24 protein-coding genes are annotated in these 26,467 nt (G+C 41.1%); 19 read left to right on the plus strand and 5 right to left on the minus strand.

The window, feature by feature from the left end:
• Positions 1-74 precede the first annotated feature (74 nt).
• Positions 75-1,028 (plus strand): YihY/virulence factor BrkB family protein, encoded by a 954-nt coding sequence (locus ATS72_RS14130; RefSeq protein WP_039036377.1) that lies wholly within the window; start codon positions 75-77, stop codon positions 1,026-1,028.
• 7 nt (positions 1,029-1,035) lie between these two features.
• On the opposite strand, the gene ATS72_RS14135 is transcribed toward ATS72_RS14130, so the two are convergent.
• Together ATS72_RS14135 and ATS72_RS14140 are read right to left on the minus strand one after the other, a co-directional pair.
• A complete protein-coding gene (locus ATS72_RS14135; protein ID WP_058429143.1) occupies positions 1,036-1,920 on the minus strand; it encodes a LysR family transcriptional regulator in 885 nt (294 codons plus the stop codon).
• Positions 1,921-2,048: 128 nt separating this feature from the next.
• Positions 2,049-5,060 (minus strand): bifunctional diguanylate cyclase/phosphodiesterase, encoded by a 3,012-nt coding sequence (locus tag ATS72_RS14140; protein WP_082650895.1) that lies wholly within the window; start codon positions 5,058-5,060, stop codon positions 2,049-2,051.
• Between the two features lie 275 nt (positions 5,061-5,335).
• On the opposite strand from ATS72_RS14140, the gene ATS72_RS14145 reads away from it, so the two are divergent.
• Together ATS72_RS14145 and ATS72_RS14150 are read left to right on the plus strand one after the other, a co-directional pair.
• Entirely contained in the window at positions 5,336-6,181 is an 846-nt protein-coding gene (locus ATS72_RS14145; protein WP_058428346.1) for a pirin family protein, read from the plus strand.
• Between the two features lie 17 nt (positions 6,182-6,198).
• A complete protein-coding gene (locus ATS72_RS14150; protein WP_058428347.1) occupies positions 6,199-7,170 on the plus strand; it encodes a glutathione S-transferase family protein in 972 nt (323 codons plus the stop codon).
• Positions 7,171-7,178: 8 nt separating this feature from the next.
• On the opposite strand, the gene ATS72_RS14155 is transcribed toward ATS72_RS14150, so the two are convergent.
• From ATS72_RS14155 to ATS72_RS14165, 3 genes are read right to left on the minus strand one after another with little or no spacing between them, the layout of a single operon-like run.
• Entirely contained in the window at positions 7,179-7,421 is a 243-nt protein-coding gene (locus tag ATS72_RS14155) for a hypothetical protein (protein ID WP_058428348.1), read from the minus strand.
• 1 nt (position 7,422) lies between these two features.
• Positions 7,423-7,878 carry a hypothetical protein gene (locus ATS72_RS14160; protein WP_006792134.1) on the minus strand — a complete coding sequence of 152 codons (456 nt, stop codon included), beginning with the start codon at positions 7,876-7,878 and terminating at the stop codon, positions 7,423-7,425.
• A gap of 6 nt (positions 7,879-7,884) precedes the next feature.
• A complete protein-coding gene (locus ATS72_RS14165; RefSeq protein ID WP_010555679.1) occupies positions 7,885-8,223 on the minus strand; it encodes a hypothetical protein in 339 nt (112 codons plus the stop codon).
• Positions 8,224-8,721: 498 nt separating this feature from the next.
• Between ATS72_RS14165 and mraZ the strand changes: the two genes are divergently transcribed.
• The 16 genes from mraZ to lpxC all read left to right on the plus strand — a co-directional run bounded on the left by mraZ (position 8,722) and on the right by lpxC (position 26,459).
• Positions 8,722-9,180, plus strand: coding sequence for a division/cell wall cluster transcriptional repressor MraZ (mraZ, locus tag ATS72_RS14170; protein WP_006792136.1), 459 nt, complete (start codon positions 8,722-8,724; stop codon positions 9,178-9,180).
• 28 nt (positions 9,181-9,208) lie between these two features.
• Complete coding sequence (rsmH, locus tag ATS72_RS14175; protein WP_010555681.1) at positions 9,209-10,147, plus strand: 16S rRNA (cytosine(1402)-N(4))-methyltransferase RsmH; 939 nt, start codon at positions 9,209-9,211, stop codon at positions 10,145-10,147.
• Entirely contained in the window at positions 10,144-10,473 is a 330-nt protein-coding gene (gene ftsL, locus ATS72_RS14180; protein ID WP_006792138.1) for a cell division protein FtsL, read from the plus strand. The genes rsmH and ftsL overlap by 4 nt, the downstream gene beginning before the upstream one ends.
• Positions 10,470-12,287 carry a penicillin-binding transpeptidase domain-containing protein gene (locus ATS72_RS14185; protein WP_058428349.1) on the plus strand — a complete coding sequence of 606 codons (1,818 nt, stop codon included), beginning with the start codon at positions 10,470-10,472 and terminating at the stop codon, positions 12,285-12,287. Before ftsL ends, ATS72_RS14185 begins: the two co-directional genes overlap by 4 nt.
• Complete coding sequence (gene murE / locus ATS72_RS14190; RefSeq protein WP_058428350.1) at positions 12,280-13,758, plus strand: UDP-N-acetylmuramoyl-L-alanyl-D-glutamate--2,6-diaminopimelate ligase; 1,479 nt, start codon at positions 12,280-12,282, stop codon at positions 13,756-13,758. Before ATS72_RS14185 ends, murE begins: the two co-directional genes overlap by 8 nt.
• Positions 13,755-15,137 (plus strand): UDP-N-acetylmuramoyl-tripeptide--D-alanyl-D-alanine ligase, encoded by a 1,383-nt coding sequence (locus tag ATS72_RS14195; protein WP_058428351.1) that lies wholly within the window; start codon positions 13,755-13,757, stop codon positions 15,135-15,137. Before murE ends, ATS72_RS14195 begins: the two co-directional genes overlap by 4 nt.
• Positions 15,137-16,219 (plus strand): phospho-N-acetylmuramoyl-pentapeptide-transferase, encoded by a 1,083-nt coding sequence (mraY, locus tag ATS72_RS14200; protein ID WP_058428352.1) that lies wholly within the window; start codon positions 15,137-15,139, stop codon positions 16,217-16,219. The genes ATS72_RS14195 and mraY overlap by 1 nt, the downstream gene beginning before the upstream one ends.
• The gene (gene murD / locus ATS72_RS14205; protein WP_058428353.1) at positions 16,220-17,554 is read left to right on the plus strand and encodes a UDP-N-acetylmuramoyl-L-alanine--D-glutamate ligase; all 1,335 of its coding nucleotides are present in this window, start codon (positions 16,220-16,222) and stop codon (positions 17,552-17,554) included.
• Positions 17,551-18,726, plus strand: a complete 1,176-nt coding sequence (gene ftsW, locus ATS72_RS14210) for a cell division protein FtsW (RefSeq protein WP_006792144.1) — start codon at positions 17,551-17,553, stop codon at positions 18,724-18,726. The genes murD and ftsW overlap by 4 nt, the downstream gene beginning before the upstream one ends.
• Complete coding sequence (gene murG / locus ATS72_RS14215) at positions 18,723-19,799, plus strand: undecaprenyldiphospho-muramoylpentapeptide beta-N-acetylglucosaminyltransferase (RefSeq protein ID WP_058428354.1); 1,077 nt, start codon at positions 18,723-18,725, stop codon at positions 19,797-19,799. The genes ftsW and murG overlap by 4 nt, the downstream gene beginning before the upstream one ends.
• The gene (murC, locus tag ATS72_RS14220) at positions 19,800-21,251 is read left to right on the plus strand and encodes a UDP-N-acetylmuramate--L-alanine ligase (RefSeq protein ID WP_058428355.1); all 1,452 of its coding nucleotides are present in this window, start codon (positions 19,800-19,802) and stop codon (positions 21,249-21,251) included.
• Entirely contained in the window at positions 21,248-22,168 is a 921-nt protein-coding gene (locus ATS72_RS14225; protein WP_010555686.1) for a D-alanine--D-alanine ligase, read from the plus strand. Before murC ends, ATS72_RS14225 begins: the two co-directional genes overlap by 4 nt.
• Before the next feature lies 1 nt (position 22,169).
• Positions 22,170-22,949 carry a cell division protein FtsQ/DivIB gene (locus tag ATS72_RS14230; RefSeq protein ID WP_058428356.1) on the plus strand — a complete coding sequence of 260 codons (780 nt, stop codon included), beginning with the start codon at positions 22,170-22,172 and terminating at the stop codon, positions 22,947-22,949.
• Positions 22,946-24,178: a cell division protein FtsA gene (ftsA, locus tag ATS72_RS14235; protein ID WP_010555687.1), complete on the plus strand. Its 1,233-nt coding sequence runs from the start codon at positions 22,946-22,948 to the stop codon at positions 24,176-24,178. The genes ATS72_RS14230 and ftsA overlap by 4 nt, the downstream gene beginning before the upstream one ends.
• A 21-nt stretch (positions 24,179-24,199) precedes the next feature.
• Complete coding sequence (gene ftsZ / locus ATS72_RS14240) at positions 24,200-25,444, plus strand: cell division protein FtsZ (RefSeq protein ID WP_010555688.1); 1,245 nt, start codon at positions 24,200-24,202, stop codon at positions 25,442-25,444.
• A gap of 103 nt (positions 25,445-25,547) precedes the next feature.
• On the plus strand, positions 25,548-26,459 hold the full coding sequence (gene lpxC / locus ATS72_RS14245; protein ID WP_058428357.1) for a UDP-3-O-acyl-N-acetylglucosamine deacetylase: 912 nt from the start codon (positions 25,548-25,550) through the stop codon (positions 26,457-26,459).
• Positions 26,460-26,467 lie beyond the last annotated feature (8 nt).

The following is a 26,467-nucleotide window of genomic DNA, read 5'->3' on the forward strand; positions in this document are numbered from 1 at the left end:
TTTAATACCAAACACTTTTTTTAAGTTGGCAGTTATTTTGCTTCATTAAAGTACTAATTATAGTGAGATTAAGTATGAAAAAGCCAAAAAGAGGTCAACATGCAGAGCAACCAGCACATATTCCCATGAAGGGCTGGTGGGATATTGCTAAGCGTATTTTTGCGCGCATGAGCAAAGACAATTTATCTTTGGTTTCTGCCGGAGTGGCATTTTATGCGTTACTTGCTATTTTCCCAGCTATTGCTGCTTTGGTTTCTATATACGCTTATTTTGCTTCACCTGCAGAAATCAGTGAGCACCTTAGGCAGTTTACAACCTTAATACCAAATAGTTCGCGTGAACTGATTTTATCGCAAATTTCAGAGCTCACGCAAAGCTCTCAGGCGCGGCTAACTCTAGGGGCGTTAGGCACGTTATTACTCACTATTTGGAGTAGCTCTAAGGGAAGCCAAGCATTAATTACAGCCTGCAACATAAGTTATCATGAATATGAAAAACGTTCTTTCTTGAGGGCGCAGTTTGTTCGTTTTATGTTTTCGGTAGGTGCTATTTTAGTCGCTATTTTTGCGCTGTTGATTATAGGTATTTTGCCTATAGTACTAAATTTAGTAGGTCTCAAAGACAGTATTGATTTGTTAATTAAGGTCGTGTCGTGGCCAATACTAGCCCTTACGTTTAACTTTGCATTGGTGCTTTTATACCGTTACGCACCGCATAGAAAAGCGGCTAAATGGCGTTGGATAACGCTCGGCTCTGCTATTGCAACCGTATTTTGGATTATAGCATCTATTGGCTTTTCATTTTATGTATCGCGCTTTTCAAGTTATAACGAAACTTATGGATCCTTGGGTGGGGTGGTTATCATGCTAATGTGGTTATACATAAGCGCGTACATCGTCACCATGGGAGCCGTGATTAACGCAGAAACAGAGCAGCAAACGGCAAAAGACAGCACAATTGGACCTGAGAAAGAGCTAGGTGAACGCGGCGCGTATGTTGCTGATCACCTGGGTATCAAAAACGATTAATCAATCGTTACTCTGCTGCAATTATTGCTGTAAGTTGATCTTTAAATTCTTGTGCTGCAGGGCCTAATCTATCAACATCGTTACACATTAAATATAAGTTAAGAGGACGCGTAATGCCTTGCTCAAGGTTTAGTACCTTGAGTGTATGATCATTAATGAGATGAGTGACTTGATCAAACGGAAGCCACGCGTAACCTAGATTTTGGCTCACCATATCAATTGAATTACGTAAGTGGCTAACGGTCCAGCGCATATCTGCGCCTAACCAACCTTCGTCTTGGTTAGTGTGTGTTGCAGAATCGCGCACTACAATTTGTCGATGTTGTTTTAAATCTCGAAAGCTTAATTGTTCTTCATATTTGTTAAGTGGGTGATTTTTATGCGCTACGGCAATAAACTCAACATCTGTCAATTTGCTACAACTAATGCCATAAATAGGAACTGATGAAATAGCTAAATCAACCACCGCATTGTTAAGTAATTCATTGGCGCCGGTTAGCACGCTTTCGATCAAATCGATTTTTAGTAATGGATAAAGCTCACTTGTTTTAGCAAGTGCTTGATACAAAATGGGCTGAGGGAATACTTCATCAACTGCTATTTTTAATGTACTTTCCACTCCTTCACTTAGTGTATTTGCAACAGATTCTATTTTATTCGCTTCTTCAATTAAAAACTCTGCACGGCGTAATATAAGTTTTCCACTTTCCGTTAAAAACGCTTTACGGCCTTTCACCTCAAGTAGTTTTATTTGCAAAGCGGCTTCGAGTTTTTGCACTGCATGATGAACCGTTGACTGGCTTTTAAATACCGCGGCACTGGCGCCAGCAAAACCACCATGTTCTACCACGGCTTTAAACATCCGCCATTGATCTAATGTGGGTTTTGCCATTTGAAATCCTGTTAGAAAGTTATTTGCTTCTTGGACTTGACCGTATAGACGCATTTTTAATTGCATAACAGAAATAGATTAATTTATGTTTAACCCAGCCCTAACAAAACTTACTAATCTCGGTAAGTTTACTTTGAAAGAATTACCTTTTTCTCAGCAATAAGATCCATAAAATCGCTTTTATTTAAAGGCTTGGAAAATAAGTAACCTTGCCCATAATCACAACCAGCCTCAGTTAGTAGCTGATATTGTAATGGTGTTTCAATGCCTTCTGCTATTACTTTTAAACCAAGCTGGTGAGCCATTACAATTATTGCTTCACACAACGATAGTTCTTGGCTATCAGCTTTAATATTATCAACAAATCGTTTATCAATCTTTAAGTAGTCAGTATCCATTTCCTGCAAGTAGGCAAGCGATGAATAGCCTGTACCAAAATCGTCAAGAGCCAGTTGCATCCCTGATTTCACAATTTGTTTGAGGCGCTTTTGCGTCAGTTCCTCAGGGTTAACCATTAAGCCTTCTGTTATTTCAGCAACAATAGAAGAGGGGGAAATTTTAGCGGCATCAAGCATGGCATACCAATCATCAATACCACTATTAGCAGTAGATAATTGTACAGGGGAGACGTTCACACTTATTTGAAAATCGTCATCAGTCAATTTTTTTATATCGGTGAGCGTTTCTATTGCTTGGGAAAATACAAATTGGCCAATGGCATTAATTTGCCTTGTTTCTTCAGCAAGTGGAATAAACGCGATAGGGCTTATTAACCCTTTTTGTGGATGTTGCCAGCGTATTAAGCCTTCAGCCTTGTGTATATGTAAATCGTTTAGCGACACAATAGGCTGATAAAATAATTCGAACTGGTTATATTCTATTGCACAGCGCAAGTCTTTGAGTAACACCATACGAGCTTGTGCTTGCTCTCTCATATCACGAGAGAAAAATTCAAAGCCATTACGGCCATTATTTTTAGCCTTATACATTGCCTGATCGGCTGCTTTTAATAGCTGCTCGGTATTTTCACCATCTTCGGGCGCACAGGCTATACCCATGCTGGCACTTATAAATACTTCTTCATTTTCAACATGCAGCGCAGACGATAAGCTTTGTAAAATATTGCTAGCAATTTGGTTTATATGGCGAGTACTTTTAATATGATTAAAAACAATAACAAATTCATCACCACCAATGCGGGCAACAAATTCTGCATTTTTAGCTGAATTAACAATACGCTGCGACACCACTTTTAATAGGTTGTCTCCATAGTGGTGGCCTAAAGTATCATTAATATCTTTAAAATGATCAATATCTAGAAGCATCACAACAAAGCTTTCATTATTTGCATTAGAAAACTGTTTATTTAGTCGTATTTTAAGCTCTAATCGATTTGGTAAATCGGTCAAATGATCGAAGTGAGCTTGTCGCCAAATGGTTTTATTTGCTTGTATTTTTTCAGTTAAATCAGTAAAGATAGCTATTCGGCGTGCAGGTTTGTTATTTTCATCGTAAACAGTGTCTATATTTAGCCACTCAGTAAATAGTACCCCATTTTTTTTACGGTTTATAATTTCGCCTTGCCAGCGACCAGTGGCATTTATTGATGCCCAAATTTTTTCATAAAACTCTTTTGAGTGCTCACCTGAAGAAAGTATGCGGGTAGAGTGGCCAATCACTTCGTCTTTAGAATATTGTGTTGTTTCACAAAAGGCAGGGTTTACATCAAAAATAATACCGTTGGCATCTGTAATTGCCATGCTTTCGCTACTGTTACCATAAACAAGAGACGCTAAGTGAAGCGAGTCTTCATTTACTTTGCGTTGGCTAATATCACGAAGCACAAGTATTAGCTCATCACTTTTTTCAAGATGATTTATGTTCGCCTCAAAATAGTGATCCGCCACACCTGTACTGATTTTAAAATCAAAAGTGATGACGTCTTCGCGGTTGGATGCTTCACTCAAAATTTGTTCAGTGATACCTTCTGGTAATATGTCTAATAAGTTTTCAGGCAGTTTATTGCTTGCGGCAAATAGCGGGATAATGGTGCCGCTAACGTTAAGTATAGTACCCGTATTGTTGAATCTAAGGTACATATCGGGGAGAGCATTTAGTAACCCTGTCAACTCGTCATGTTTGTTTTTTAAATCGGCTTCTGTTTGCAAACGTGTTTCAGCCATGGCTTCAAAGCGCGTATACAAAGCTGATAATTCAGGACTATTAGGTTTTATTTTATGAGCGGGCATATTGCCTTGTGCTAATAGGTCGGTTGCTTGGGAGAGTTTTTCAATAGGGTAAAAAATACTTTTTTTAATTAAATGGTGGCCAATAAAAGCAATAATTAAAATAGCGCTAAAAAATAAAATAATAGTTTCTAAAAAGTGTTTATTTGCTCGATCAATATATTTATCAGTGGGCGATGTGATGTAAATTTCTAAATTATTGTTATTAATGTCATTATAAATAGTTGCTCGGTGAAAGATTTGATTGACGTTGTTATCGTCTTTAAACATAGCTAATGAGCTATCGCCATGTAAAAAGTGTTTGTTGTTAATTTTTTCCCCTAAAGGTAGCAATGAGTTTGGGTAACTTGCCAGTACAAGGCCATTAGAATCAGCAATAACAGCGTTCGAACCAATTGGGAATTCGGCTTTGTCTAAAGCTGCACTCCACCAGTCAAGTGCAATCACTGTAACAACAACGCCCTTTAATTGCTCTTGCTTATCAATAATAGGGTGAGCAAAGTTAACACTGGGTGCTTGAATGCTTCTGTCGTATTGAAAATACCCAATTGAAAAGCTTTTATTTGCTATGGCATTTTTAAAGTATTGCCTATCACTAATAGACACATTTTTTACTATGCCATTGGTTACACAAATTAAGTTTCCTTTGTCATCAACTACACCAATATTGGCAACGTTTGTGTAGAGCTCTTGTATTTGGTAAAAATAGCTAGGGCACGTGTCCGGAAGGTTGGGTTCTGCAGCAATTGTGTTTGCTAAAAACCGAGTGAGTTGCTCAGTTTCTCCAATCATTGCTGTTTGTTGGTGGGTTAAATGCTTAGCAATATTAACGACTTTTTCTTCGCTTTTTTCAATCGCAGCCTCACGTTCTGCCCAAAGGGCTAAAAATGTCACAAGAATGCCCGGGATACTAATAATGATTAGTAACCTATAAAATTGACTTTTGAGCGATGAAGTTAAAATACTCTGTCCCTTTTTTGAGTAAATTTAATGGTGATTGTAGTCAATAAAATATAAAAAAACCATATTTTATAAGTTGTTATGAAAAAATATTTTACTATCAAATCATTCTAAAAAAACGAATGGTTAGCGCGATATAAAGACATGGTTGTTTGGTTTTATCAGTGCTTAAATAAGTATAGATAATATTTAAGATAGTGATTTAAAAAATGAATATAGCAAAAATATTAACGTCCTATGCAACTCAAGATGGTGATGGTGTCAATATAAGCCGTATCCCTGGATTCGATGGTAAATACCTTGACCCGTTTTTAATGATCGATGAGCTCAAGTCAGATAACGAGGCTGATTATATGGGCGGTTTTCCTGCGCATCCGCACCGAGGTATGGAAACGTTTACTTATATTATTAAAGGAGGATTTGAGCACAAAGATCAAATGGGTAATAAAAAAGCGATCAGAGCAGGCGATGTGCAATGGATGAGTACAGGCAATGGAGTGATCCACAGCGAAATGCCTCTGCCTGATGCCAAAGACGGACTCCATGGTTTTCAAATTTGGATCAATATGCCAAGCAAAGAAAAAATGCGCGATCCCATTTATCAAGATACAACGCAAAGCCCAGCTCCAACTTTTAAAAATGAAAATGGTGTCACATTAACTGCCCTTGCTGGTTCATGGCAATTTGAAGCAGTTGAATTAACATCAAGTATTCAAAAGCTCTCTGCAAATGCGGCTTTAGTCGATGTAAATTTACCTGCTGGTAAGCAGCTAGAGCTTGCTCCTTTAAAACAACAAAATGTGATGCTTTACATACATTCGGGATCCCTTATCACGCCAGATAATCAAACATTCAAGGCGGGTAAGTTACTAATTTTAGAGCAAGGTAGCGATATTGATATATCAACGCAACATGGTGCAGGTGTATTAATTTTAGCGGGTGATCCGCTCAAGCAACCCATTGCACACATGGGGCCATTTGTTATGACAACACAAGCCGAAATACAGCAGGCCGTTCGTGATTACCAAAATGGTCAATTTGGCACACTTATTTAATTTTTGAGGAGCAAATAATGGGATTACTTGTTAATGGTCAATGGCAAGATAAATGGTATGACACAGATTCAAGCGACGGAAAGTTTGAGCGTGAGGCAGCGCAATTACGAAATTGGATCACGTCAGACGGTAGCGCAGGTGAAACTGGCGAAGGGGGGTTTAAAGCTGAGGCTGGGCGTTATCATTTATATGTTTCGTTAGCGTGCCCTTGGGCGCACCGCACACTTATTTTTCGTACGTTAAAAAAGCTTGATGAACTTATTTCTGTATCGGTTGTAAGCCCCGACATGTTGGTTAATGGCTGGGAGTTTGATCAAAATAACCACAGCACGGGTGATGCCTTATTTGCTAGTGATTACTTACACCAAGTTTATACTAAAAATAATTCTAATTACTCAGGACGAGTAACTGTTCCTGTCTTGTGGGACAAAAAACAAAACAAGATAGTTAGTAATGAATCTGCCGATATAATACGCATGTTTAATAGTGCGTTTAATGAAATAACAGGTAATAAAGACGATTACTACCCTGAATCACTTCGTAGTGAAATCGATGAACTTAATGCGTTAGTTTATCCAAATATTAATAACGGTGTTTACCGAGCTGGATTTGCAACGACAACGCACGCGTACGAACAGGCATTTGATGATGTGTTTACAGCTCTAGACAAAGTTGAAAAAATACTGAGTAAAAAACGCTACCTTGCGGGCGACAAAATAACGGAAGCAGACTGGCGCTTATTTACAACGCTAATTAGGTTTGATTGTGTGTACGTAGGGCATTTTAAATGCAATTTGCGCACAATTGAGAGTTACCCTTCATTGAGTGGATACTTAAGGGATTTGTACCAAGTTGAGGGAGTTGCAAATACGGTTGATTTCTATCACATTAAGCGGCATTACTATTTTAGCCACACTATGATTAATCCCACTCAGATTGTACCAAAAGGGCCAGAAATAAATTATTTGCAATCACATGACAGAGCATAGTTAACCAGCTAACCAATTAACCTAAGTAGCCAGCCGTATTTTCTTATAAGGCTGGTTTCACTTTTACCAGACTGAACGGCAACACCAGCTATAAACGCGCTGCTTAAGCCTACTTTACTAGCTGCAAAACGCTTTAACCGGTATACGAACGCGGCTTGGTGTTGTCGCTTAAGCTCGCTTTGTAAATCCATTTGTTTAGTCAGTGCTTTTACGTTTGCATCAGGGTTTTTAATCAACATATCAACTAACATTTTAATGTCCTTGTAAGTTTAATAATTGTTTAATGCTTTTAAGGGTTTTGCTAAAACCTATTTTGTTGCTTAAATACGCAACGCTTTTCCATAGCCAAAATAAGCATGCGACCTGTAATAGTGTAACGGTTGCAATACTTACCCACACAGAACCAAATAGGTCGTATATCGCATAACCTGCCGCACCTAGTACGCCCGCCCACAACAAAACCAAACCACTGGCAAAACAGCCTAAAAATATAGAGATCAATGCAAGCGATCTTAACGATAAGCGCCATTCAGCCTTTGCAAGCTGGTGGGTGATCTTTCCTTGAGTGTGATAATCATCCTTGAGCTGTTTTGAATACGTTAAGAGTTTTGCAATATGATCTTGCCAATCATCCTTTTGGTACTGTTGATCAGTCGTTTGGTTTTGCGCTGTACCATCCTTGGTTGTGCTCGAGTGGAAATTTTCCATCAGGTTTTACTTACGACGGAACAATGAAGTAATTAACATACCCGCTGCAAATGCAATCCCTGCTGTAGCTAGAGGATTCTCAGATGCGAAGGCACGTGTTTTAGCTGTGCACTCACTCAGTTTTTCGCGAGCAATTAATTGCTTTTCGCTCAGTGCCTCAGCAGAACTAGATGCACCTTTTCTCACGCTACTTTCAGCTGTTGCTGCTTTTGTAGACAGTGCATCAACAGCATCGTGAGCAGCTGATGTTGCTTTTTCTGTCAGTGGGGCATCAGTCGTTTGTGCTTTAGTGTCAGACTTAATATCTGTAGTCGTATTTTGTTTAGTCGTCGTAGCAGTAGCCATAATCAATCCTTAATGAGTAAAAGTATTTAAGTAGTGTATTAACTAAAGCAACAATTAAACCAGACTGTGATATTTATATAACCAATTGATTTTATAAGTTATAATGTTTTTTTGTTGAGTCGTTTTTAACATATAATAAAAACGAAGCAGTAACTCTTACCACCGATATAAGTAAATATTACAAAGTGAGTAAAACCCGCTAAAAAATTGTAATTATTCACTGTTTATTCAGTAATCAAACCATGTAAACAAAAAGTTATTAAAATGGATAAAAATATTTTTTTGTTTGTATCTCCACTTTTTCCCACGTAATTCAACCGCTTCGCCTGAACCCTTATTTTTTCTAGCTTAGAGACTCGTTAAAGGAGGTCAGCTTACTTGACAAAAAGGCTTGTCAAGCCCTAAACTGGAGCACTGTGGTAAAAAGTGGTTTTTAGTGGATCAAACTGGATCAGCATAGATTAATAGCTGATTAAAATAATTTAAAGCAGGCTAATTATGTTCCGTGGCGCGAGTTCACTGAGTTTGGATGATAAAGGACGTTTTGCGGTGCCGACCAAGTACCGAGAATCGCTGCTATCTGAAGATCAGGGAACAGTGATTTGTACCGTCGCGTTAAATGAGCCCTGCTTGTGGTTGTATCCATTGGCTGAATGGCAAGAAATAGAAAGTCGCTTAGCTAAAATTTCCAATATGAATCCACGTGCCCGTCGAATGCAACGCATGTTGTTAGGCAATGCGACAGAGTATCAACTTGATAAAAATGGTCGGATTTTGTTAGCGCCGTCGTTACGTGCGCATGCAGACCTTGGTAAAAAAATAATGCTAGTTGGGTTAATGAATAAATTTGAAATCTGGGATGAAGCGCGTTGGAACGAGCAAATGCGCCAAGACACTGAGCTTGAGAGGCTAGGTGATTTTGAGCCTAATTCAGATTTAGATAACTTTACACTTTAACGGCACAAAAAAAGGCAAACAATAGCTAATGACAGCGCAATTTGAACACGTATCCGTTTTGATGGACGAAACCATTGATGCCCTAGCAATTAAGCCAGACGGCATTTATATGGATGGCACATTTGGACGAGGCGGTCATTCAGGTCAAATACTTGCTCGTTTAGGCGACGCAGGACGCTTACAGGCAATAGACCAAGATCCACAGGCTATAAAGTCAGCTGAAAAATTTGCCGATGACTCCCGCTTTGCTATAGCACACACTCGATTTTCAAAACTATACGATGTAGCTGAGCAAAACGATCTCATTGGTAAAGTGGATGGCATTTTATTAGATATTGGTGTGTCATCTCCACAACTTGATGATGCTGAACGCGGTTTTAGTTTTATGAAAGATGGCCCGCTTGATATGCGCATGGATCCAACAAGCGGCCGAAGTGCTGCTCAGTGGTTGGCAGAAGCTGAGTTAGATGATATCACCCACGTCATTAAAAAGTTGGGTGAAGAAAAGTTCGGTAAGCGTATTGCACATAAAATTTTAGAAACTCGAGAGCACACACCCATTACAACAACTAAGCAGCTTGCTGATTTAGTTGATGAAGCCGTACCAGTGAAAGATAAGTTTAAACACCCCGCAACGCGCACTTTTCAGGCTATTCGTATTTATATAAACAGCGAACTTGAAGAAATACAAACGGCGCTGCAATCGGCCGTAAAAGTATTAAAGCCGGGCGGTCGCTTAGTGGTCATTTCGTTTCATTCACTTGAAGATCGCATAGTAAAACAATTTATTAGAAAACAGAGTAAGGGAGAAGCATTACCCAGAGGTCTGCCTTTAACCGATGCACAAATAAATCAAAACCTGACGTTAAAAGCAGTGGGTAAAGCTATTAAACCAAGCACTGAAGAAGTTGCGCGAAATCCGCGTTCACGAAGCTCTGTACTTAGGATTGCTCAGAGGTTGGGATGAATACAAAAGCAAATCATCGTCAACCTCCCAATTTATTTTTCGAAATAATTAAAGGCCTTGGTGCTAATAAGCTCACCTTGGCCTTGTTGGTTACGATATTTGTTTCTGGCTTTAGCGTAGTGCAAGTCACGCATTTAGCGCGCGGGCAATTAATTGAACAAGATAAACTACTGCAGGAACGAGATGAGCTTGATTTAGAGTGGCGGTACTTACTAGTTGAGGAGGAGTTTTACTCTCAGCATGCGCGTATTGAAGAAGTGGCAACCTCGCAATTAAAAATGAAAAGACCGACGAGTCAGGATGAACAGGTAATTATAGTAAAATGAGAAATCGAGGCAAAAAACCAGTTAACAACTTGATCACATGGCGCTTTATGCTGGTGTGTTCGGTTGTGTTTTTGGTGTTTGTGACGCTAGTGTCTCGTGCCGCCTATTTACAAGTAATTGAACCTGATAAAGCACGTTCGGAAAGTGACAAACGTACAGTACGCGTCGAAAAACTTCATGTGCAACGCGGAATGATCTTTGACCGCAATGGCAAAGAGCTCGCGGTCAGCGTACCCGTTGTGAGTGTGTATGCTGACCCTAAGGCTTTACATAAATCGCTGGTATCTAAAGTTGTTAGGCAAGCGCGAAAAAATGGTGAAGACAAACAAGCGTTGTTAGATAATGCAGTAGAGCTAAACAAACGCACCACACAGTATTACAAAAACGATTTACGTTGGCGCGAATTAGCTGATGTATTACGTATTGATCAGGCAAAAATTAATTCCCGACTTTTAAATGATCCGAGTCGTCGTTTTGTTTATTTAAAACGCCAAGTAACCCCTGCAGTTGCTGATTATATTGGTGGCTTGCGTCTTCCTGGTATTCATTTATTGGATGAGTCTAAGCGTTACTATCCGGCTGGCGAAGTGACCGCGCATATTATTGGCTTTACCAACATCGATGGTAAAGGCATTGAAGGTATTGAAAAGCTCTATGAAAACGCTTTAACCGGTGAAGAAGGTCGTCGAACTATCAGAAAAGACGCCCAAGGCCGTGAAGTGCAAGTGCTAGATGAGCGAGAACGTGTAGAGCCCGAAAGTATTCAACTAAGTATTGATCAACGTATTCAGGCTATTGCTTATAAAGCTGTAAAGTCAGCGGTTTTATCTTATAAGGCTACATCGGGTTCAGCCATGGTGGTTGATGTTAAAACCGGTGAAGTATTAGCAATGGTTAATAGCCCGTCTTTCAATCCAAATAATCTAACCGATGCGGCTCCTCATAAACGCAGAAATCGCGCTATTACTGATTTGTTCGAACCGGGTTCAACCGTTAAGCCACTGGCCATTTTAGCTGGGCTAGACTACGGCGCAATTCAAGCCGATGAACAAATTGACACCTATCCAGGTTGGATGCGTTTAGGGGGAAGTTTAGTCCAAGATACGCGTAACCATGGTGAAATGTCACTACGAGAAATACTAAAATATTCGTCAAATATGGGGGTGACTAAGGTTACTCAGTTGGTTCCAAAAGACTACCTGGTGGGTTTATTCCAAAAGGTCGGGTTCGGATCTGACTCTGGCACGGGTATGGTAGGTGAAAGCAGTGGTTTATTTTACCCTAATCGTCGTTGGTCTGATCACGAAATTGCTGCATTGTCATTTGGTTACAATATTGCTGTTAGTACTGCGCAAATGGCTCGCTTCTATGCCATGTTAGGCGCGGGAGGTATCAACAGACCGCTCACTGTACTAAAGCAAGATTCTACCCCTGAAGGGGATCGTGTTTTTCAACAGCAAGATGTTGAAGCGGTAGTAAACATGATGGAAAGCGTATTTGAAAGTGGTGGCACTGCACATAACGTTAAAGTTGATGGTTACCGTGCCGCGGGTAAAACGGGTACCTCTAAAAAAGCCGCAGTAGGTGGTTACGGTGATGAATATGTTGGTTATTTTGCAGGTGTTGCACCAGCAAGTAATCCACGTTTAGCTGTGGTAGTAATGATCAATGAACCTGGCGGTGATGTGTACTATGGAGGTGCCACTGCAGGCCCTGCATTTGCAGAAATCGTTTCTAACGCATTAAGAATATTAAACGTCGCACCCGACAAGGAAGAAGTTGCGTACGTAAAAGGTAAAAAGAACGATGCGTGATTTAAAAAGCATTTTAAAATACATAGAAATAGATGCACCATCGCAGCTTGTAAATCATTTGCGATTAGATAGCCGAGACGTCAACCCAGGCGATGTATTTGTAGCAATAAAAGGCCATGAGCTAGATGGCGGGCAGTTTATAGCTAAAGCAATTGAAAAGGGTGCTGTCGCAGTTATTGCCGACAGACTGTGCGAGTTTGATGTTGCATTTGAGTCACTTTATTTAGTGTCTGAGCTTGATAAAAAGTTGGCTGAACTTGCTAGTCGTTTTTACGATAAACCCAGCCATAACCTTGATTTAATTGGTGTAACCGGTACAAACGGTAAATCGACTACCACGGCTATGATTGCTCATTTAGCGCAGTATTGTAATACGCAGTCAGCAATTATTGGTACGCTTGGTTTTGGCCATCCAGATAATTTAACGCCGCTCATAAACACCACGCCTTCAGCAGTCGATTTACAACATATATTGAGCGACTTACATCAAGCAGATAAAAAGCTGGTGGCAATGGAAGTGTCGTCGCACGGACTTGTGCAGCACCGTGTTGCACAGTGCCAGTTTAAAGCTGCTGTATTTACTAACCTTTCTCGCGATCACTTAGATTACCATGGTGATATGGCGAGTTATGGTGATGCAAAACTCATGCTATTTCGTGATTTTGACCCACAGCTTGTTGTACTAAACCAAGATGACAACCAAGCAGGGCAGTGGCTCGAAAAATACGATTTTAATAATTTAATTTGCTACGGACGAAAAAATTTAGCGCCTAAAAATGCACAGTATGTGTACTTTTCAGATGTTGATTATTCGGATGAAGGTATTTCGGCGCAATTATCTACAAGCTGGGGTGATATTAAGGTAAAATCGCCGCTGTTTGGTGAATTTAACTTTTATAATTTAACGGCTGCTTTAGCCACGTTATTGGGTTTAGGTTACCCCCTTGAGCAACTTATTGCAGGTTGCCAGCAACTTCAGCCAGTAGCAGGACGAATGCAAGCATTTAGTGTTGCGGGTAAACCAACTTGCGTAGTTGATTATGCGCATACGCCAGAAGCATTAGCTTTAGCACTACAAGCATTGCAAAAACATGTGCCAGGTGGCGTGAGCTGTGTATTTGGCTGTGGTGGTGACAGGGACAAGGGGAAGCGCGTATTAATGGCCCAAGCTGCTGAAAAAAATGCTAACAAAGTGATTATTACCAGCGATAACCCACGCTCAGAAGATCCAAATGTGATTATTGCAGAGGTAGCTTCAGGTTTAGCTGCACCTCAAAGCGCACATTTAGAAGCAGATAGAGCGTCAGCAATTAGTTATGCAATTAATAATGCAGCTTCTAATGAAGTGGTGTTAATTGCGGGAAAAGGCCACGAAGATTATCAAATTATAGGCGATGAACGTATCGACTTTTGCGATCGCCAGTTTGTACAAAAACAATTAATAAAAACAGATAGAGGGACTCAAGCATGATCCCGATGGATTTTGATTGGTTAGCCAATGTGTTAACAACCGATTATCAGGGTGATAATCAGCAAGTGCTCAACATAAATACAGATACTCGCACAGTATGCGAAGGTGAAGTGTTTTTAGCACTTAAAGGGCCAAATTTTGATGGCCATAAATTTATAGCTGAGGCAAAACAAAAAGGCGCGATAGGCGTTATTGTCGATCATAAAGTCGATGTTGATATTGCCCAGTTTATAGTAAATGACACGCGTATAGCATTAGGCGCAATTGGTACAGCGGTTATGGCGCAAGTGGCACCTAGAACAATCGCTATTACGGGCAGTGTGGGTAAAACCACCGTAAAAGAAATGTGCGCGGCTATTTTATCTGTGCATGGCGATGTGCTGGCAACCAAAGGTAATTTTAATAACGATATTGGCGTACCGCTAACGTTGTTGCGTTTAGAGCCACAACACCGTTTTGCAGTAATAGAGCTGGGGGCAAATCATTTAGGTGAAATTGCATACACAACGGCAATGGCTAAACCTGATGTAGCGGTAGTGTGTAATGTAGCACCAGCCCACTTAGAAGGTTTTGGTAGCTTGATGGGCGTGGCCAAAGCAAAAGGCGAAATTTTTGATGGCCTTAAAGAAAATGGCGTAGCCATAATTAATTGCGACAGTGAGTTTAGTCAATATTGGCTAGATAAACTTGAAGGGCGCAATATAAAGCGCTTTTCAACCTCTGAAAAACTCGATATTTGGGCTGAAGATATAAGCTTAGATGCTAATGCACGTGCAAGCTTTACGTTATGTACAAAACAAAAAAAGGTACCTGTTACTCTCGCATTACCGGGTAAACATAACATTAGCAATGCACTTATTGCAGCTGCACTAACAAGCGAGCTCGATGTCACTTTAGATGATATTGCTCATGCATTGGCGACGATGGGTGATGTAAAAGGGCGCGTAAACTTAATAGAAGTGTCTGACATGCTCACCGTGGTTGATGATACTTACAATGCCAATGTTAAATCGGTTAAGGCTGCGATTGACTTACTGAGTGATATGCAAGGGCATCGTATTTTAGCGCTGGGGGATATGGGTGAGCTTGGTGAAGACGCACGTAAATACCATCAAGAAGTTGGCGAATATGCGCTTGAAAAAGGCATTGATGAGTTATTTACGCTAGGTGTGTTGAGTAAGTGTGCAAGCGATGTATTTGCGCTTGCGAATCGTCACTTCTCAAACCGTGAGCAGATGCAGCAACAAATTCAAGCCACAATTAATCAAGTAAATAAAAAAACGACCATCGTCGTGAAAGGATCACGCAGTTCTCGCATGGAATTATTAGTAACCGATTTAGTTAATGGCCAGCAACAAGCCATCAATGGAGTATCATAATGTTAGTTTGGCTGGCTGAGTATTTAACACAGTATTTTAGTGGTTTTAATGTTTTTTCGTATTTAACGCTGCGCGCTATTTTGGGGATTTTAACTGCGCTCATTATGTCTCTGTATTTAGGACCAAAGCTAATTCGTGGTTTGCAAAAAATGCAAATTGGGCAAACAGTACGCGATGATGGTCCACAATCACACTTATCAAAATCGGGTACGCCAACTATGGGTGGCCTGCTTATTTTAGCGGCAATTTTTACAAGTACCTTATTGTGGGCCGATCTCTCCAATAAGTATGTGTGGGCAACGTTATTTGTAATTGGCTCACTGGGAATTGTCGGCTTTATCGATGATTACCGAAAAGTTATCCGTAAAGATCCAAAAGGGCTTATAGCGAAATGGAAGTACTTTTGGCAGTCAGTAATTGCACTTGTGGTTGCAACTGTATTGTACTTTACAAGTACGCAAGCTGCAGAAACGTCTTTAGTTGTGCCGTTTTTTAAAGATGTTTTACCGCAGTTAGGCTTGTTTTACATTGTTATTACCTATTTTGCATTGGTTGGAACATCAAATGCTGTAAACCTGACTGATGGTCTAGATGGTCTCGCTATTGTACCGACTATTTTAGTTGCGGCGGCACTTGCCATCATTGCTTACTTGACCGGTAATATTAATTTTTCTGCTTATTTACATATTCCTCATTTGCCATTAGCCAGTGAGCTTGTGGTTGTATGTACTGCCATTGTTGGTGCAGGGCTTGGGTTTTTATGGTTTAACACCTACCCGGCGCAAGTATTCATGGGTGATGTAGGCTCATTAGCATTAGGTGGAGCGCTGGGGATTATTGCAGTGCTGGTTCGTCAAGAACTTCTACTGATTATCATGGGCGGTGTCTTTGTAATGGAGGCGTTGTCGGTGATTTTACAAGTGGGATCGTATAAGTTACGAGGGCAACGAATTTTTAGAATGGCGCCTATTCACCATCATTACGAATTAAAAGGTTGGCCAGAGCCGCGCGTTATTGTGCGTTTTTGGATTATATCTATTGTGTTGGTTCTCGCAGGCCTTGCGACCTTAAAGATAAGATAAATGCAATATTTAAACGAGATAAAGAATAAACAAATAACAGTGCTCGGACTCGGTGTAACCGGTCTGGGCATTGTGCGTTTTTTACTATCTCACGGTTTAACGCCAAAGGTTGTCGACAGCCGAGCAAATCCCCCAGGGATTGAATGGCTGAGCAGTCATGCGCCTAGTTTAAATACACACTTTGGCAGCTTAGATGCTGCTGGGCTTAATAGCAGTGATATGATTATTGTAAGCCCTGGGTTAAGCCTTAAAACGCCTGCCATTGCGAGTGCTATTAATTCGGGTGTTGAAGTCATAGGTGATGTTGAGCTATTTGCGCGCATTAATACTAAACCTGTAGTGGCAGTGACTGGCTCAAATGGTAAATCAACCGTAGTGACTTTAGCCTATGACGTGTTAAAAGCGGCTGGCTTTAATGTGGCACTTGGCGGCAATATTGGTACCGCAGTACTTGATTTACTCAATGACGACTTTGATGTTTATGTGCTTGAGCTTTCGAGCTTTCAATTAGATACCACAACAAGCTTAAAATCTGTGAGTGCCACGGTGTTAAATGTTTCTGAAGATCATTTAGATCGTTACGATAGCTACCAGGCATATATAGACTCAAAGCTATCTATTTACAACGGAACACAATGTATTGTTGTAAATGAAGATGACAAACAAACGCATCCGTCCGGTAGCAGTGCTACGGCTAAAATTGGTTTTGGTACTCAACAGGGTAAATATTATTTAGGGCAGCATAATAGCAGCACGTATTTTTTCGCTAACAATGAAGCGTTTTTACCTGTTGATACACTGGCTGTTGTAGGTAAGCACAATTATTTAAATACGCTTGCGGTTATGGCGTTACTAAGCCCCTTTAATATTAGTAAAGAGGCTTATAAAAAGGCACTAAATGAGTTTGGCGGATTGGCTCATCGCTGCCAATTTATTACTCAGCAACTTGGCGTTAAATACTTTAACGATTCAAAGGCAACAAACGTAGGCGCTACCATAGCAGCCATAGACAGTTTGGCCACAGAAACTCAAAACTTAATTGTGATAGCGGGAGGCGATGCAAAAGGCGCTGATTTAAACCCGCTTAAACCTTACTTACAAAAGCATGTAAAAGCGCTGATCTGTTTTGGTAAAGATGCCAAACAGCTAGTGGCTCTGAGCAGCAAAAGCCATTTAACAAATAACATGAGTGAGGCGGTTAATTTAGCTAAGCAGCTTGGTTCGCCGGGTAATGTAGTTTTATTAGCGCCAGCATGTGCAAGCATTGATATGTATAACAACTATATGCAACGTGGTGATGACTTTGTTAAGTGTGTTTTGGCGGATAACATATGATTGCGCTTGCACAAATAAAAGACACATTAACACCAAAACCTTCGCCGCAGCTTTATGATGTGCCTTTGCTTTATTCAATGCTAATGCTAATTGGTGTTGGCTTTATTATGGTGATGAGTGCGTCTATGCCCACGGCAGAGCGCCTTTTTGATAACTCACATCATATTGCTATTCGTCACGGGATGTTTTTGGCCGTTGCGTTTGTTCTTTTTTGGATCACGGTTTGTGTGCCAATGGATTGGTGGAAACGCTCAAATGCATATTTATTGATACTGGGCATGGTATTGCTCATTGCTGTATTAATTATTGGCCGCGAGGTTAATGGTGCCAAGCGTTGGATCCCAATTGGACCCATTGGTTTTCAGGTGGCTGAAGCCGCTAAATTGTACTTTTTTAGTTACATAGCAGGTTACCTGGTCCGAAAGCGTGAAGAAGTACAAGAGAACATTAAAGGCTTTGCAAAGCCTATTGCAGTGTTTGCCGTGTATGCATTGCTTATTTTGTTGCAGCCTGATTTAGGCACCGTAGTTGTTATGTTTGTAACAACAGTTGGCTTATTGTTTTTAGCGGGCGCAAAACTATGGCAGTTTTTTGTCCTTATTTTAACCGGGATTGGCTTGGTTGTTTTGTTGATTATTGTTGAGCCTTATCGTATGGCGCGTGTTGTTGGCTTTTTAGACCCTTGGGATGACCCATTCGGGAAAGGGTACCAGCTCGTTCAATCATTAATGGCATACAGCCAAGGTGGATGGTTTGGCCAAGGGTTAGGTAATAGCGTGCAAAAGTTGCAATACCTTCCTGAAGCACACAATGATTTTATTTTTGCGGTTATTGGCGAAGAGCTTGGTTTAGTTGGCGTGGTAAGCATTTTAATGGTGCTCGCCACTTTAGTATTTAGAGCACTATTAATTGGCCAGCAAGCCTTAAAGTGCGGTAAAGAATACGAAGGCTACTTTGCCTTTGCAATAGGTATTTGGTTTGCGTTTCAAACCATGGTGAATGTAGGGGCAAGTGCGGGAATTTTACCGACTAAAGGTCTTACATTACCGTTTATTTCTTATGGTGGTTCTAGTTTGATGATTATGACCATAGCAACTGGAATATTATTACGCGTTGACTTTGAAACTAAAATGGCAACCAAGCAAGCGACCTCAGGCGGAGGTAAACGATGAGTAAAAAGTGTGTTGTAGTCGCTGGTGGAACTGGCGGGCATATATTTCCAGGTATTGCAGTTGCTGATTACTTAAAAGCACAGGGGTGGCAAGTTACTTGGATTGGCACACCAGATAGAATGGAAGCAAGCGTTGTTCCTAAGCACAATATAGAAATTGATTTTATTAATGTAAAAGGCGTGCGTGGCAACGGATTAAAACGCCTTGTTAAAGCGCCATTCATGGTTATTAATGCAATATTGCAAGCGCGTAAGGTATTGAAAAATCAACGTCCAGATGTTGTTCTTGCCATGGGAGGATACGTAACTGGACCAACAGGTATTGCTGCAAAAAGTTTAGGTATTCCGTTAGTTATTCATGAACAGAATGCGGTTGCTGGCATGAGTAACAGATGGCTTTCACGATTTGCTAATCGCGTTTTAGCGGCTTTTCCAAGCGCTTTTGATGCAGGACAAGCCGAACTTGTCGGCAATCCAGTTCGTCAAAGTGTAATAGACATAGCAACGCGTGACGTTTCAACACCGGTTAATATGTTGGTTGTAGGAGGGTCGTTAGGGGCTCAGGTACTAAACCAAACACTTCCAGGTGCATTTAAAGCGCTTAACAAAACCAGTCCAATAAATGTATGGCACCAGACAGGTAAAGGACATTTAAACAACGTTGAGCAAACATACAAAACGCACATGTTTGAAAGCGATAATGTAAAAGTTGCGGAATTTATCGATGACATGGATGCAGCGTATGCTTGGGCTGATATTGTTATCTGCCGAGCCGGTGCGCTAACGGTAAGTGAAATTGCAGCAGCGGGAAAAATGGCTGTGTTTGTGCCGTTTCCTCATGCAGTTGACGACCATCAAACGGCTAACGCCCAATATTTGGTTGAGGCAGATGGAGCGTTACTCATGCAGCAAAGGGTATTTAATGAGCAATCGATTGTTGCGCTATTAACCCCTTACTTAGTAAACCCTAGTTTAATTAATAAAATGGCTAATAACGCAAAAAAACAAGCCATTTTAGATGCCACAGCAAGCGTAGCAGCGCACTGTGAGCAAGTATCAAATAAGAGAGCGTAAGTGAAAGAAGCATCAGTACAAAACAAAAGTATACGACCTGCAATGCGTCGAATAGAAACCATCCACTTTATTGGTATTGGTGGGGCGGGTATGGGCGGTATTGCCGAAGTACTCGCTTTTGAAGGTTACCGTATTACAGGGTCTGATATTGCACATAGTGCGATGACAGATCGCTTGATTAAAGCGGGTGCAGAAGTATTCATTGGTCATCACGAAAACAACGTAAAAGATGCTAATGTGGTGGTAGTTTCAAGTGCTATTGACGAAACTAACCCTGAAATAATTGCCGCAAAAGCTGCAAGAATTCCTGTTGTGCGTCGTGCTGAAATGCTAGCTGAATTAATGCGTTTCCGCCATGGTATAGCCATTGCAGGTACACATGGTAAAACCACAACAACAAGTTTAATTGCCAGCATTTATGCACAAGCTGGGCTCGATCCAACCTTCATTATTGGTGGTTTATTAAATAGTGCAGGCAGTAACGCTAAAGTGGGTAAAAGCGATTTTTTAATTGCAGAAGCTGATGAGAGTGATGCGTCGTTTTTACATTTACAACCAATGGTATCGGTGATCACCAATATTGAAGAAGATCACATGGATACATACGGTGGCAGCCTTGAAAAAATGAAAGACACTTATGTTGATTTTATACATAACCTGCCGTTTTATGGTCTGGCTGTTGTGTGTATAGATTCTGAGGTAGCCGCCGAACTAATTCCTCGTTTTGGGCGTCCTATTATTACGTATGGCGAGTCGCCAACGGCTGATTATCGTATGAGTAATTTTAGCCAGTCAGCTAATACGTGTACGTTTACGGTAACCAATAAACAAGGTGAGTGTTTAACGGCAACGCTAAATATGCCAGGTAAACATAACGCATTGAATGCAACAGCAGCGATTGCAGTAGCAAAAGATCAAAATATTGCCAACCAAGCAATTTTAGAAGCATTGCAAAAGTTTGAAGGTATTGGCCGTCGTTTTCAACACTACGGCGAATTTGAAAACGAACGCGGCAATATAATGTTAGTGGATGATTACGGTCATCACCCTTCAGAGGTTGCAGCAACTATTGCAGCAGTACGCGAGGGGTGGCCCGATAAACGCTTAGTAATGATTTATCAGCCGCATCGTTATAGTCGTACTCGTGATTTATATGAAGACTTTGTAAAAGTACTTGCCGATGTAGATCAGCTCTTATTATTAGATGTTTATGGCGCTGGCGAAGAGCCTATAGTGGGCGCTGATAGTAAAAGTTTATGCCGAAGCCTTCGTCAACGTGGCAAAGAGCCATTGCATGTAGCATCAAGTAAAGAGCTTGCGGGTGTATTAGCAGATAACTTGCAAAATAATGACTTAGTATTGACCCAAGGTGCGGGTAATATAGGTCAGTTAGTAAAAACGTTAGCAGCAACAGGCATGTCGATAGAAAAATTAAAACAAGGTGAAGTATGACCCAAGTAAATGCACAATTTGGTAAAGTAGCGGTAATGCTTGGTGGTAACTCAGCAGAGCGTGAAGTGTCATTAAAGTCGGGTCAGGCTGTTTTTAATGCATTACAAAATTGCGGTGTAGATGCGATTGCATTCGATCCTCAAAACCGGTCGTTGTGGGAACTCAAAGAGTTAAATGTAGATCGTGTTTTTATTGCACTACATGGCCGAGGTGGTGAGGACGGAACTGTTCAAGGTGCATTAGAGTTTATGAACTTACCTTACACCGGCAGTAACGTACTGGGTTCAGCGCTGGCAATGGATAAAATTCGTTGTAAGCACTTGTTTAAATCAGCCGGTTTAAGCACCGCACCTTATGCCGTTGTGGATGCTAAAAAAGGTTTTGATGCACACGCTATCATGGCTGAATTTAAAAAAGTGATGGTTAAGCCTTCTCATGAAGGGTCGAGCATTGGTATGGCACAAGCAACTACTGCGCAAGAACTTGAAGATGCATTAATCAATGCATTTAAGTTTGATAGCCAAGTGTTGGTTGAGCAGTGGATAACGGGTCGTGAATTTACAGTGACTGTTTTAGGTGATGAAGTACAGCCCGTAATTGAAATGACAACGCCAAATGGCTTTTATGATTATCAGGCAAAGTATCAATCAAATACTACGCAGTATCATTGCCCAGCTAATTTATCGGCGCACGATACGCAGCAATTACAGGCTATGTCGTTAGAAGCGTTTGACTTAGTTGGCGCAAGCGGCTGGGGCCGCGTAGATGCAATGCAAGATGAGCAAGGCAACTTTTATTTATTAGAGGTTAATACTGTACCCGGAATGACAGAAAAATCATTAGTGCCTATGGCAGCTAAAGCAAATGGGGCAAGTTTTGAGCAATTAGTTGTTCGCATTTTGGAGCAAACGCTTTAATATGCATCCCCTTTTAGAAAAAGCTCATAAAATCAAACAGAACCTAAATTGGTCGCTGATTTTTGGCGTGAGCTTTTTTTTATTTGTTATTATAGGCTTAGTGCAAATTACAACGGGTGTATCTGATTGGTTAGTAAAAAATAAAGATGCACAAATAAAGCACTTAACGGTGCAAGGGCATCCTAAATACACAGATGAAACCGCAATAATAACAGCAATAAAAAAAGCGGATTTAAGTAGTTTTTTTGAGCTTGATGTAAAACATGTACAACAGCTAGTGCAAAATCTACCTTGGGTGGCCACTGTATCGGTGCGAAAACAATGGCCTGATACGATTCAGGTTTACGTTGTTGAACACGAGGCGGTTGCGCATTGGAATAGTGACTTGTTAATTAATAACAACGGTGAGGCTTTTCAAGCTCGCAGCGATAAGTTAAGTAAAGATTTACCTCAGTTATTTGGCCCAGAAGGGAGCGAACAAGAAGCATGGATTGCTTTTAAGCAGTTTGACGAAATGCTTAAAGTAAACGCGTTAACGCTTAAAAGTTTAGCTTTATCAGAGCGTTTTTCTTGGCAGCTTTGGCTTGATAGCGGGGTGCGCTTAAATTTAGGGCGTAGGGATAAAGCCAAGCGTGTGCAACGTTTTATAGACGTTTACCCACGTATGGAATATCCAGAAAAAGCACAGATAGATGCAGTCGATTTACGGTATGATACCGGCCTTGCAGTGAGCTTTAAGCCAGTGCAAGAAGAACAATTACAAAATAAGAGTAAGGCATGACTAAGTCAGCAGAAAGAAACCTCGTGATTGGATTAGACGTTGGTACCTCGAAAGTGGTAGCCACGGTAGGTGAAATCACCGCAGATAACAAGCTCAGCATTGTTGGTGTGGGCAGCCAGGTATCCCATGGTATGGATAAAGGTGGCGTTAACGATTTAAACTTAGTGTCTGAGTCTATTCGCCGCGCTATAGACGAAGCCGAATTAATGGCAGATTGTCGAATTAGTTCGGTGTACTTGGGGATTTCTGGTAAACATATTCAATGCCAGAACGAAAGCGGTGTTGTTGCTATTAATAATACTGAAGTAACAGACGAAGATATTGAAAATGTGATTCACATTGCGCGTTCTGTGCCTATTTCAGCTGAACGTAAAATGCTGCATGCACTACCGCAAGAGTACAGCATAGACATGCAAGAAGGGATTAAAAACCCACTAGGCATGAGCGGTGTGCGTATGGAGGCACGTGCTCACATTATTACTTGCTCTAACGACATGGCTAAAAACATAGAGAAATGTGTTGAGCGTTGCGGCCTTGAAGTCGACCAATTGATATTTACAGCATTGGCTTCTTGTTATTCAGTTCTCACAGATGATGAAAAAGAGCTTGGAGTCGCTGTACTCGATATTGGTGGTGGTACAATGGACATCACTATTTATATCAACGGTGCGCTGCGCCATTCAGCAGTAATCCCTGTGGCGGGTAATCAGGTAACGGGTGATATTGCAAAAATATTTCGTACACCTATATCGCATGCAGAGTCACTCAAAGTACAATACGCATGTGCAAGCAGCCAATTGGCAAGCAGTGAAGACACTATTGAAGTACCAAGTGTAGGCGGGCGCCCTGCAAGATTAATGTCACGTCATACATTATCAGAGGTGGTAGAACCTCGTTTCAGAGAATTATTTGAACTTGCGATGGAAGAAATTCGTCGTTCAGGTTTAGAAGACCAAATTGCGGCAGGTCTCGTTATAACAGGCGGAACTGCCAAAATGACTGGTGCAATGGAAGTGGCGGAAGACATTTTTCAAATGCCAGTAAGAATAGGTAAACCAATCGGGATGGTTGGTTTAACAGACTACGTAGATGATCCTTCGTACGCAACCGCTGTTGGTTTGTTACAATACGGGCGTACCATGCAATCGATGAATGCACAAAAGTCGAAAGCAGAGGATAACAATAATTGGTGGAACCGCATTACTAAATGGTTTCAAGGCGAGTTTTAAGACTCAAGTCGGAGAGTGAACATGTTTGATATAATGGAACAACACAGCGAAGAAGCTGTAATAAAAGTAATTGGCGTGGGCGGCGGCGGCGGTAACGCTGTTGAGCACATGGTAAAACAGCAAATCGAAGGCGTGCGCTTTATTGCCGCTAATACAGATGCGCAAGCATTACGAAATTCTGCTGCTGACGTAACAGTTCAATTAGGCACACAAATAACCTCTGGGTTAGGTGCGGGTGCAAACCCTGAAGTAGGCCGCGAATCGGCTGAAGAAGATGCAGAGACTATTCGTGCAAGCCTTGAAGGTGCCGACATGGTATTTATCGCAGCGGGCATGGGCGGCGGTACAGGTACTGGTGCAGCGCCTGTGGTTGCTAAAATTGCTAAAGAGCTGGGTATTTTAACTGTTGCGGTAGTGACGCGTCCTTTCGACTTTGAAGGTAAGAAGCGTGCAGCGGCAGCTGAACAAGGTATCAGCGAGTTGTCAGAAATTGTAGACTCGCTTATTACAATTCCGAACAATAAATTACTTAAAGTTTTAGGCAAAGGCACTACACTTCTAGATGCATTTGCTAAAGCTAATGACGTATTATTTGGTGCTGTACAAGGTATTGCAGAACTCATTACGCGATCTGGTTTAATTAACGTGGATTTCGCTGACGTACGAACTGTTATGTCTGCTATGGGTACTGCTATGATGGGTACTGCATCTGCGTCGGGTCCTGATCGTGCACAAGAAGCCGCAGAAGCTGCTATTTCAAGCCCATTATTAGAAGACGTTGATTTAACAGGTGCCAAAGGTATCTTAGTTAATATCACCGCGGGTATGGATATTGCGATTGAAGAATTCGAAATAGTCGGTAACCACGTTAAAGCACTTGCCTCTGAGAACGCAACGGTTGTTGTGGGTGCGGTAATTGATCCTGAAATGAGCGACGAGTTACGTGTAACTGTAGTTGCAACGGGTTTAGGCGGCGATCGTCGTCCACAGTTTGGTATTGTTGATAACGGTTTTAAAAAGGCTTCGGGTTCTGATGTTGCAAACACGTCTAACCAAGCAAGCAGCATGTATGTGCCTAGCTTTGCAAGCCAAGACAGCACCGATGAAAGTGCAGCTAAAGCACAAACTGAAAGCGCAGAAAAAGCGAGTTCAGCAAGTTCTAGCAATACAGCAAGCTCGTCGTCGCAAACGAGTAAAAAAGCGGATAAATCAGAGGGTGGTGATTACTTTGACATCCCTGCATTTTTACGCAAACAAGCAGACTAATAAAAAACGTTATTTTGCTGGTAAATTGAGCGAATATTGTAAGGCGCGCGTATATATGTTACTATCCGCCGTCTAACTGTAATAAATTTAAGTGAGCGAACCTATGATTAAACAGCGTACGATTGCAGAAGTAGTCAAAGCCATAGGAATTGGACTTCATAAAGGTGAGAAGGTCACAATAACTCTCCGACCTGCGAGCGCAAATACTGGGATTGTATTTCGTCGTGTCGACCTTGATCCGATTGTTGAATTTGAAACAACACCTGAAGCCGTTGGCGATACGCAGTTGTGTACCTGTTTAATTAACAAAGATGGCGTTCGTTTATCAACTACTGAGCACCTAATTGCTGCGGTTGCAGCAATGGGGATTGATAACCTAATTGTAGAATTAGACAGCTCAGAAGTACCAATTATGGATGGTAGTGCATTACCATTTATTTATTTATTACAAAAAGGCGGCATTGAAGAGCAAAATGCAGCTAAACGCTTTATTCGTATTAAAGAAAAAGTTCGTATTGAAGAAGGCGACAAATGGGCCGAAGTAGAACCGTACGACGGTTTTCACATCGACTTTGAAATCGCTTTTGATCACCCGGCTATTAACGAAAGTCGTCAGCGTGTTGGTTTAGACATCACCGCTCAAAGCTTTACTGAAGAAATTAGCCGTGCTCGTACTTTTGGTTTTATGAAAGACATTGAATACATGCATGCTAATAACCTTGCTCTAGGTGGCAGCATGGACAGCGCAGTAGTACTTGACGAGTTTAAAGTACTAAACCCAAATGGTTTACGCTACAGCGATGAGTTCGTTAAACACAAAATACTAGACTGTGTTGGTGACATGTTTATGACAGGCCATAATATTCTAGGTAAGGTGACTGCGTTTAAGTCGGGTCACGATTTAAACAATAAGTTGCTTCGTAAAGTAATGGCTACTGAGTCAGCGTGGGAGTGGGCAACATTTGAAACGCCTGTAACGATGCCTGCACCCGGTCTTGAGTTAGCAACAGCCTAACCAAGCAC

It is taken from the genome of Pseudoalteromonas sp. 13-15, from assembly GCF_001468205.2.
GTDB lineage: Bacteria > Pseudomonadota > Gammaproteobacteria > Enterobacterales > Alteromonadaceae > Pseudoalteromonas > Pseudoalteromonas marina.

What these genes read in the sequence shown, in the direction of transcription:
- ATS72_RS14195 (WP_058428351.1), top strand. Translation starts at nt 13,755, where the DNA reads ATGATCCCGATGGATTTTGATTGGTTAGCCAATGTGTTAACAACCGAT.
- mraY (WP_058428352.1), top strand. Translation starts at nt 15,137, where the DNA reads ATGTTAGTTTGGCTGGCTGAGTATTTAACACAGTATTTTAGTGGTTTT.
- ATS72_RS14130 (WP_039036377.1), top strand. Translation starts at nt 75, where the DNA reads ATGAAAAAGCCAAAAAGAGGTCAACATGCAGAGCAACCAGCACATATT.
- ATS72_RS14145 (WP_058428346.1), top strand. Translation starts at nt 5,336, where the DNA reads ATGAATATAGCAAAAATATTAACGTCCTATGCAACTCAAGATGGTGAT.
- lpxC (WP_058428357.1), top strand. Translation starts at nt 25,548, where the DNA reads ATGATTAAACAGCGTACGATTGCAGAAGTAGTCAAAGCCATAGGAATT.
- murD (WP_058428353.1), top strand. Translation starts at nt 16,220, where the DNA reads ATGCAATATTTAAACGAGATAAAGAATAAACAAATAACAGTGCTCGGA.
- mraZ (WP_006792136.1), top strand. Translation starts at nt 8,722, where the DNA reads ATGTTCCGTGGCGCGAGTTCACTGAGTTTGGATGATAAAGGACGTTTT.
- ftsL (WP_006792138.1), top strand. Translation starts at nt 10,144, where the DNA reads ATGAATACAAAAGCAAATCATCGTCAACCTCCCAATTTATTTTTCGAA.
- ATS72_RS14150 (WP_058428347.1), top strand. Translation starts at nt 6,199, where the DNA reads ATGGGATTACTTGTTAATGGTCAATGGCAAGATAAATGGTATGACACA.
- ATS72_RS14230 (WP_058428356.1), top strand. Translation starts at nt 22,170, where the DNA reads ATGCATCCCCTTTTAGAAAAAGCTCATAAAATCAAACAGAACCTAAAT.
- ATS72_RS14225 (WP_010555686.1), top strand. Translation starts at nt 21,248, where the DNA reads ATGACCCAAGTAAATGCACAATTTGGTAAAGTAGCGGTAATGCTTGGT.
- murE (WP_058428350.1), top strand. Translation starts at nt 12,280, where the DNA reads ATGCGTGATTTAAAAAGCATTTTAAAATACATAGAAATAGATGCACCA.
- ATS72_RS14165 (WP_010555679.1), bottom strand. Translation starts at nt 8,223, where the DNA reads ATGGCTACTGCTACGACGACTAAACAAAATACGACTACAGATATTAAG.
- ftsZ (WP_010555688.1), top strand. Translation starts at nt 24,200, where the DNA reads ATGTTTGATATAATGGAACAACACAGCGAAGAAGCTGTAATAAAAGTA.
- ATS72_RS14135 (WP_058429143.1), bottom strand. Translation starts at nt 1,920, where the DNA reads ATGGCAAAACCCACATTAGATCAATGGCGGATGTTTAAAGCCGTGGTA.
- ATS72_RS14160 (WP_006792134.1), bottom strand. Translation starts at nt 7,878, where the DNA reads ATGGAAAATTTCCACTCGAGCACAACCAAGGATGGTACAGCGCAAAAC.
- ftsA (WP_010555687.1), top strand. Translation starts at nt 22,946, where the DNA reads ATGACTAAGTCAGCAGAAAGAAACCTCGTGATTGGATTAGACGTTGGT.
- ATS72_RS14155 (WP_058428348.1), bottom strand. Translation starts at nt 7,421, where the DNA reads ATGTTAGTTGATATGTTGATTAAAAACCCTGATGCAAACGTAAAAGCA.
- murG (WP_058428354.1), top strand. Translation starts at nt 18,723, where the DNA reads ATGAGTAAAAAGTGTGTTGTAGTCGCTGGTGGAACTGGCGGGCATATA.
- ftsW (WP_006792144.1), top strand. Translation starts at nt 17,551, where the DNA reads ATGATTGCGCTTGCACAAATAAAAGACACATTAACACCAAAACCTTCG.
- rsmH (WP_010555681.1), top strand. Translation starts at nt 9,209, where the DNA reads ATGACAGCGCAATTTGAACACGTATCCGTTTTGATGGACGAAACCATT.
- ATS72_RS14185 (WP_058428349.1), top strand. Translation starts at nt 10,470, where the DNA reads ATGAGAAATCGAGGCAAAAAACCAGTTAACAACTTGATCACATGGCGC.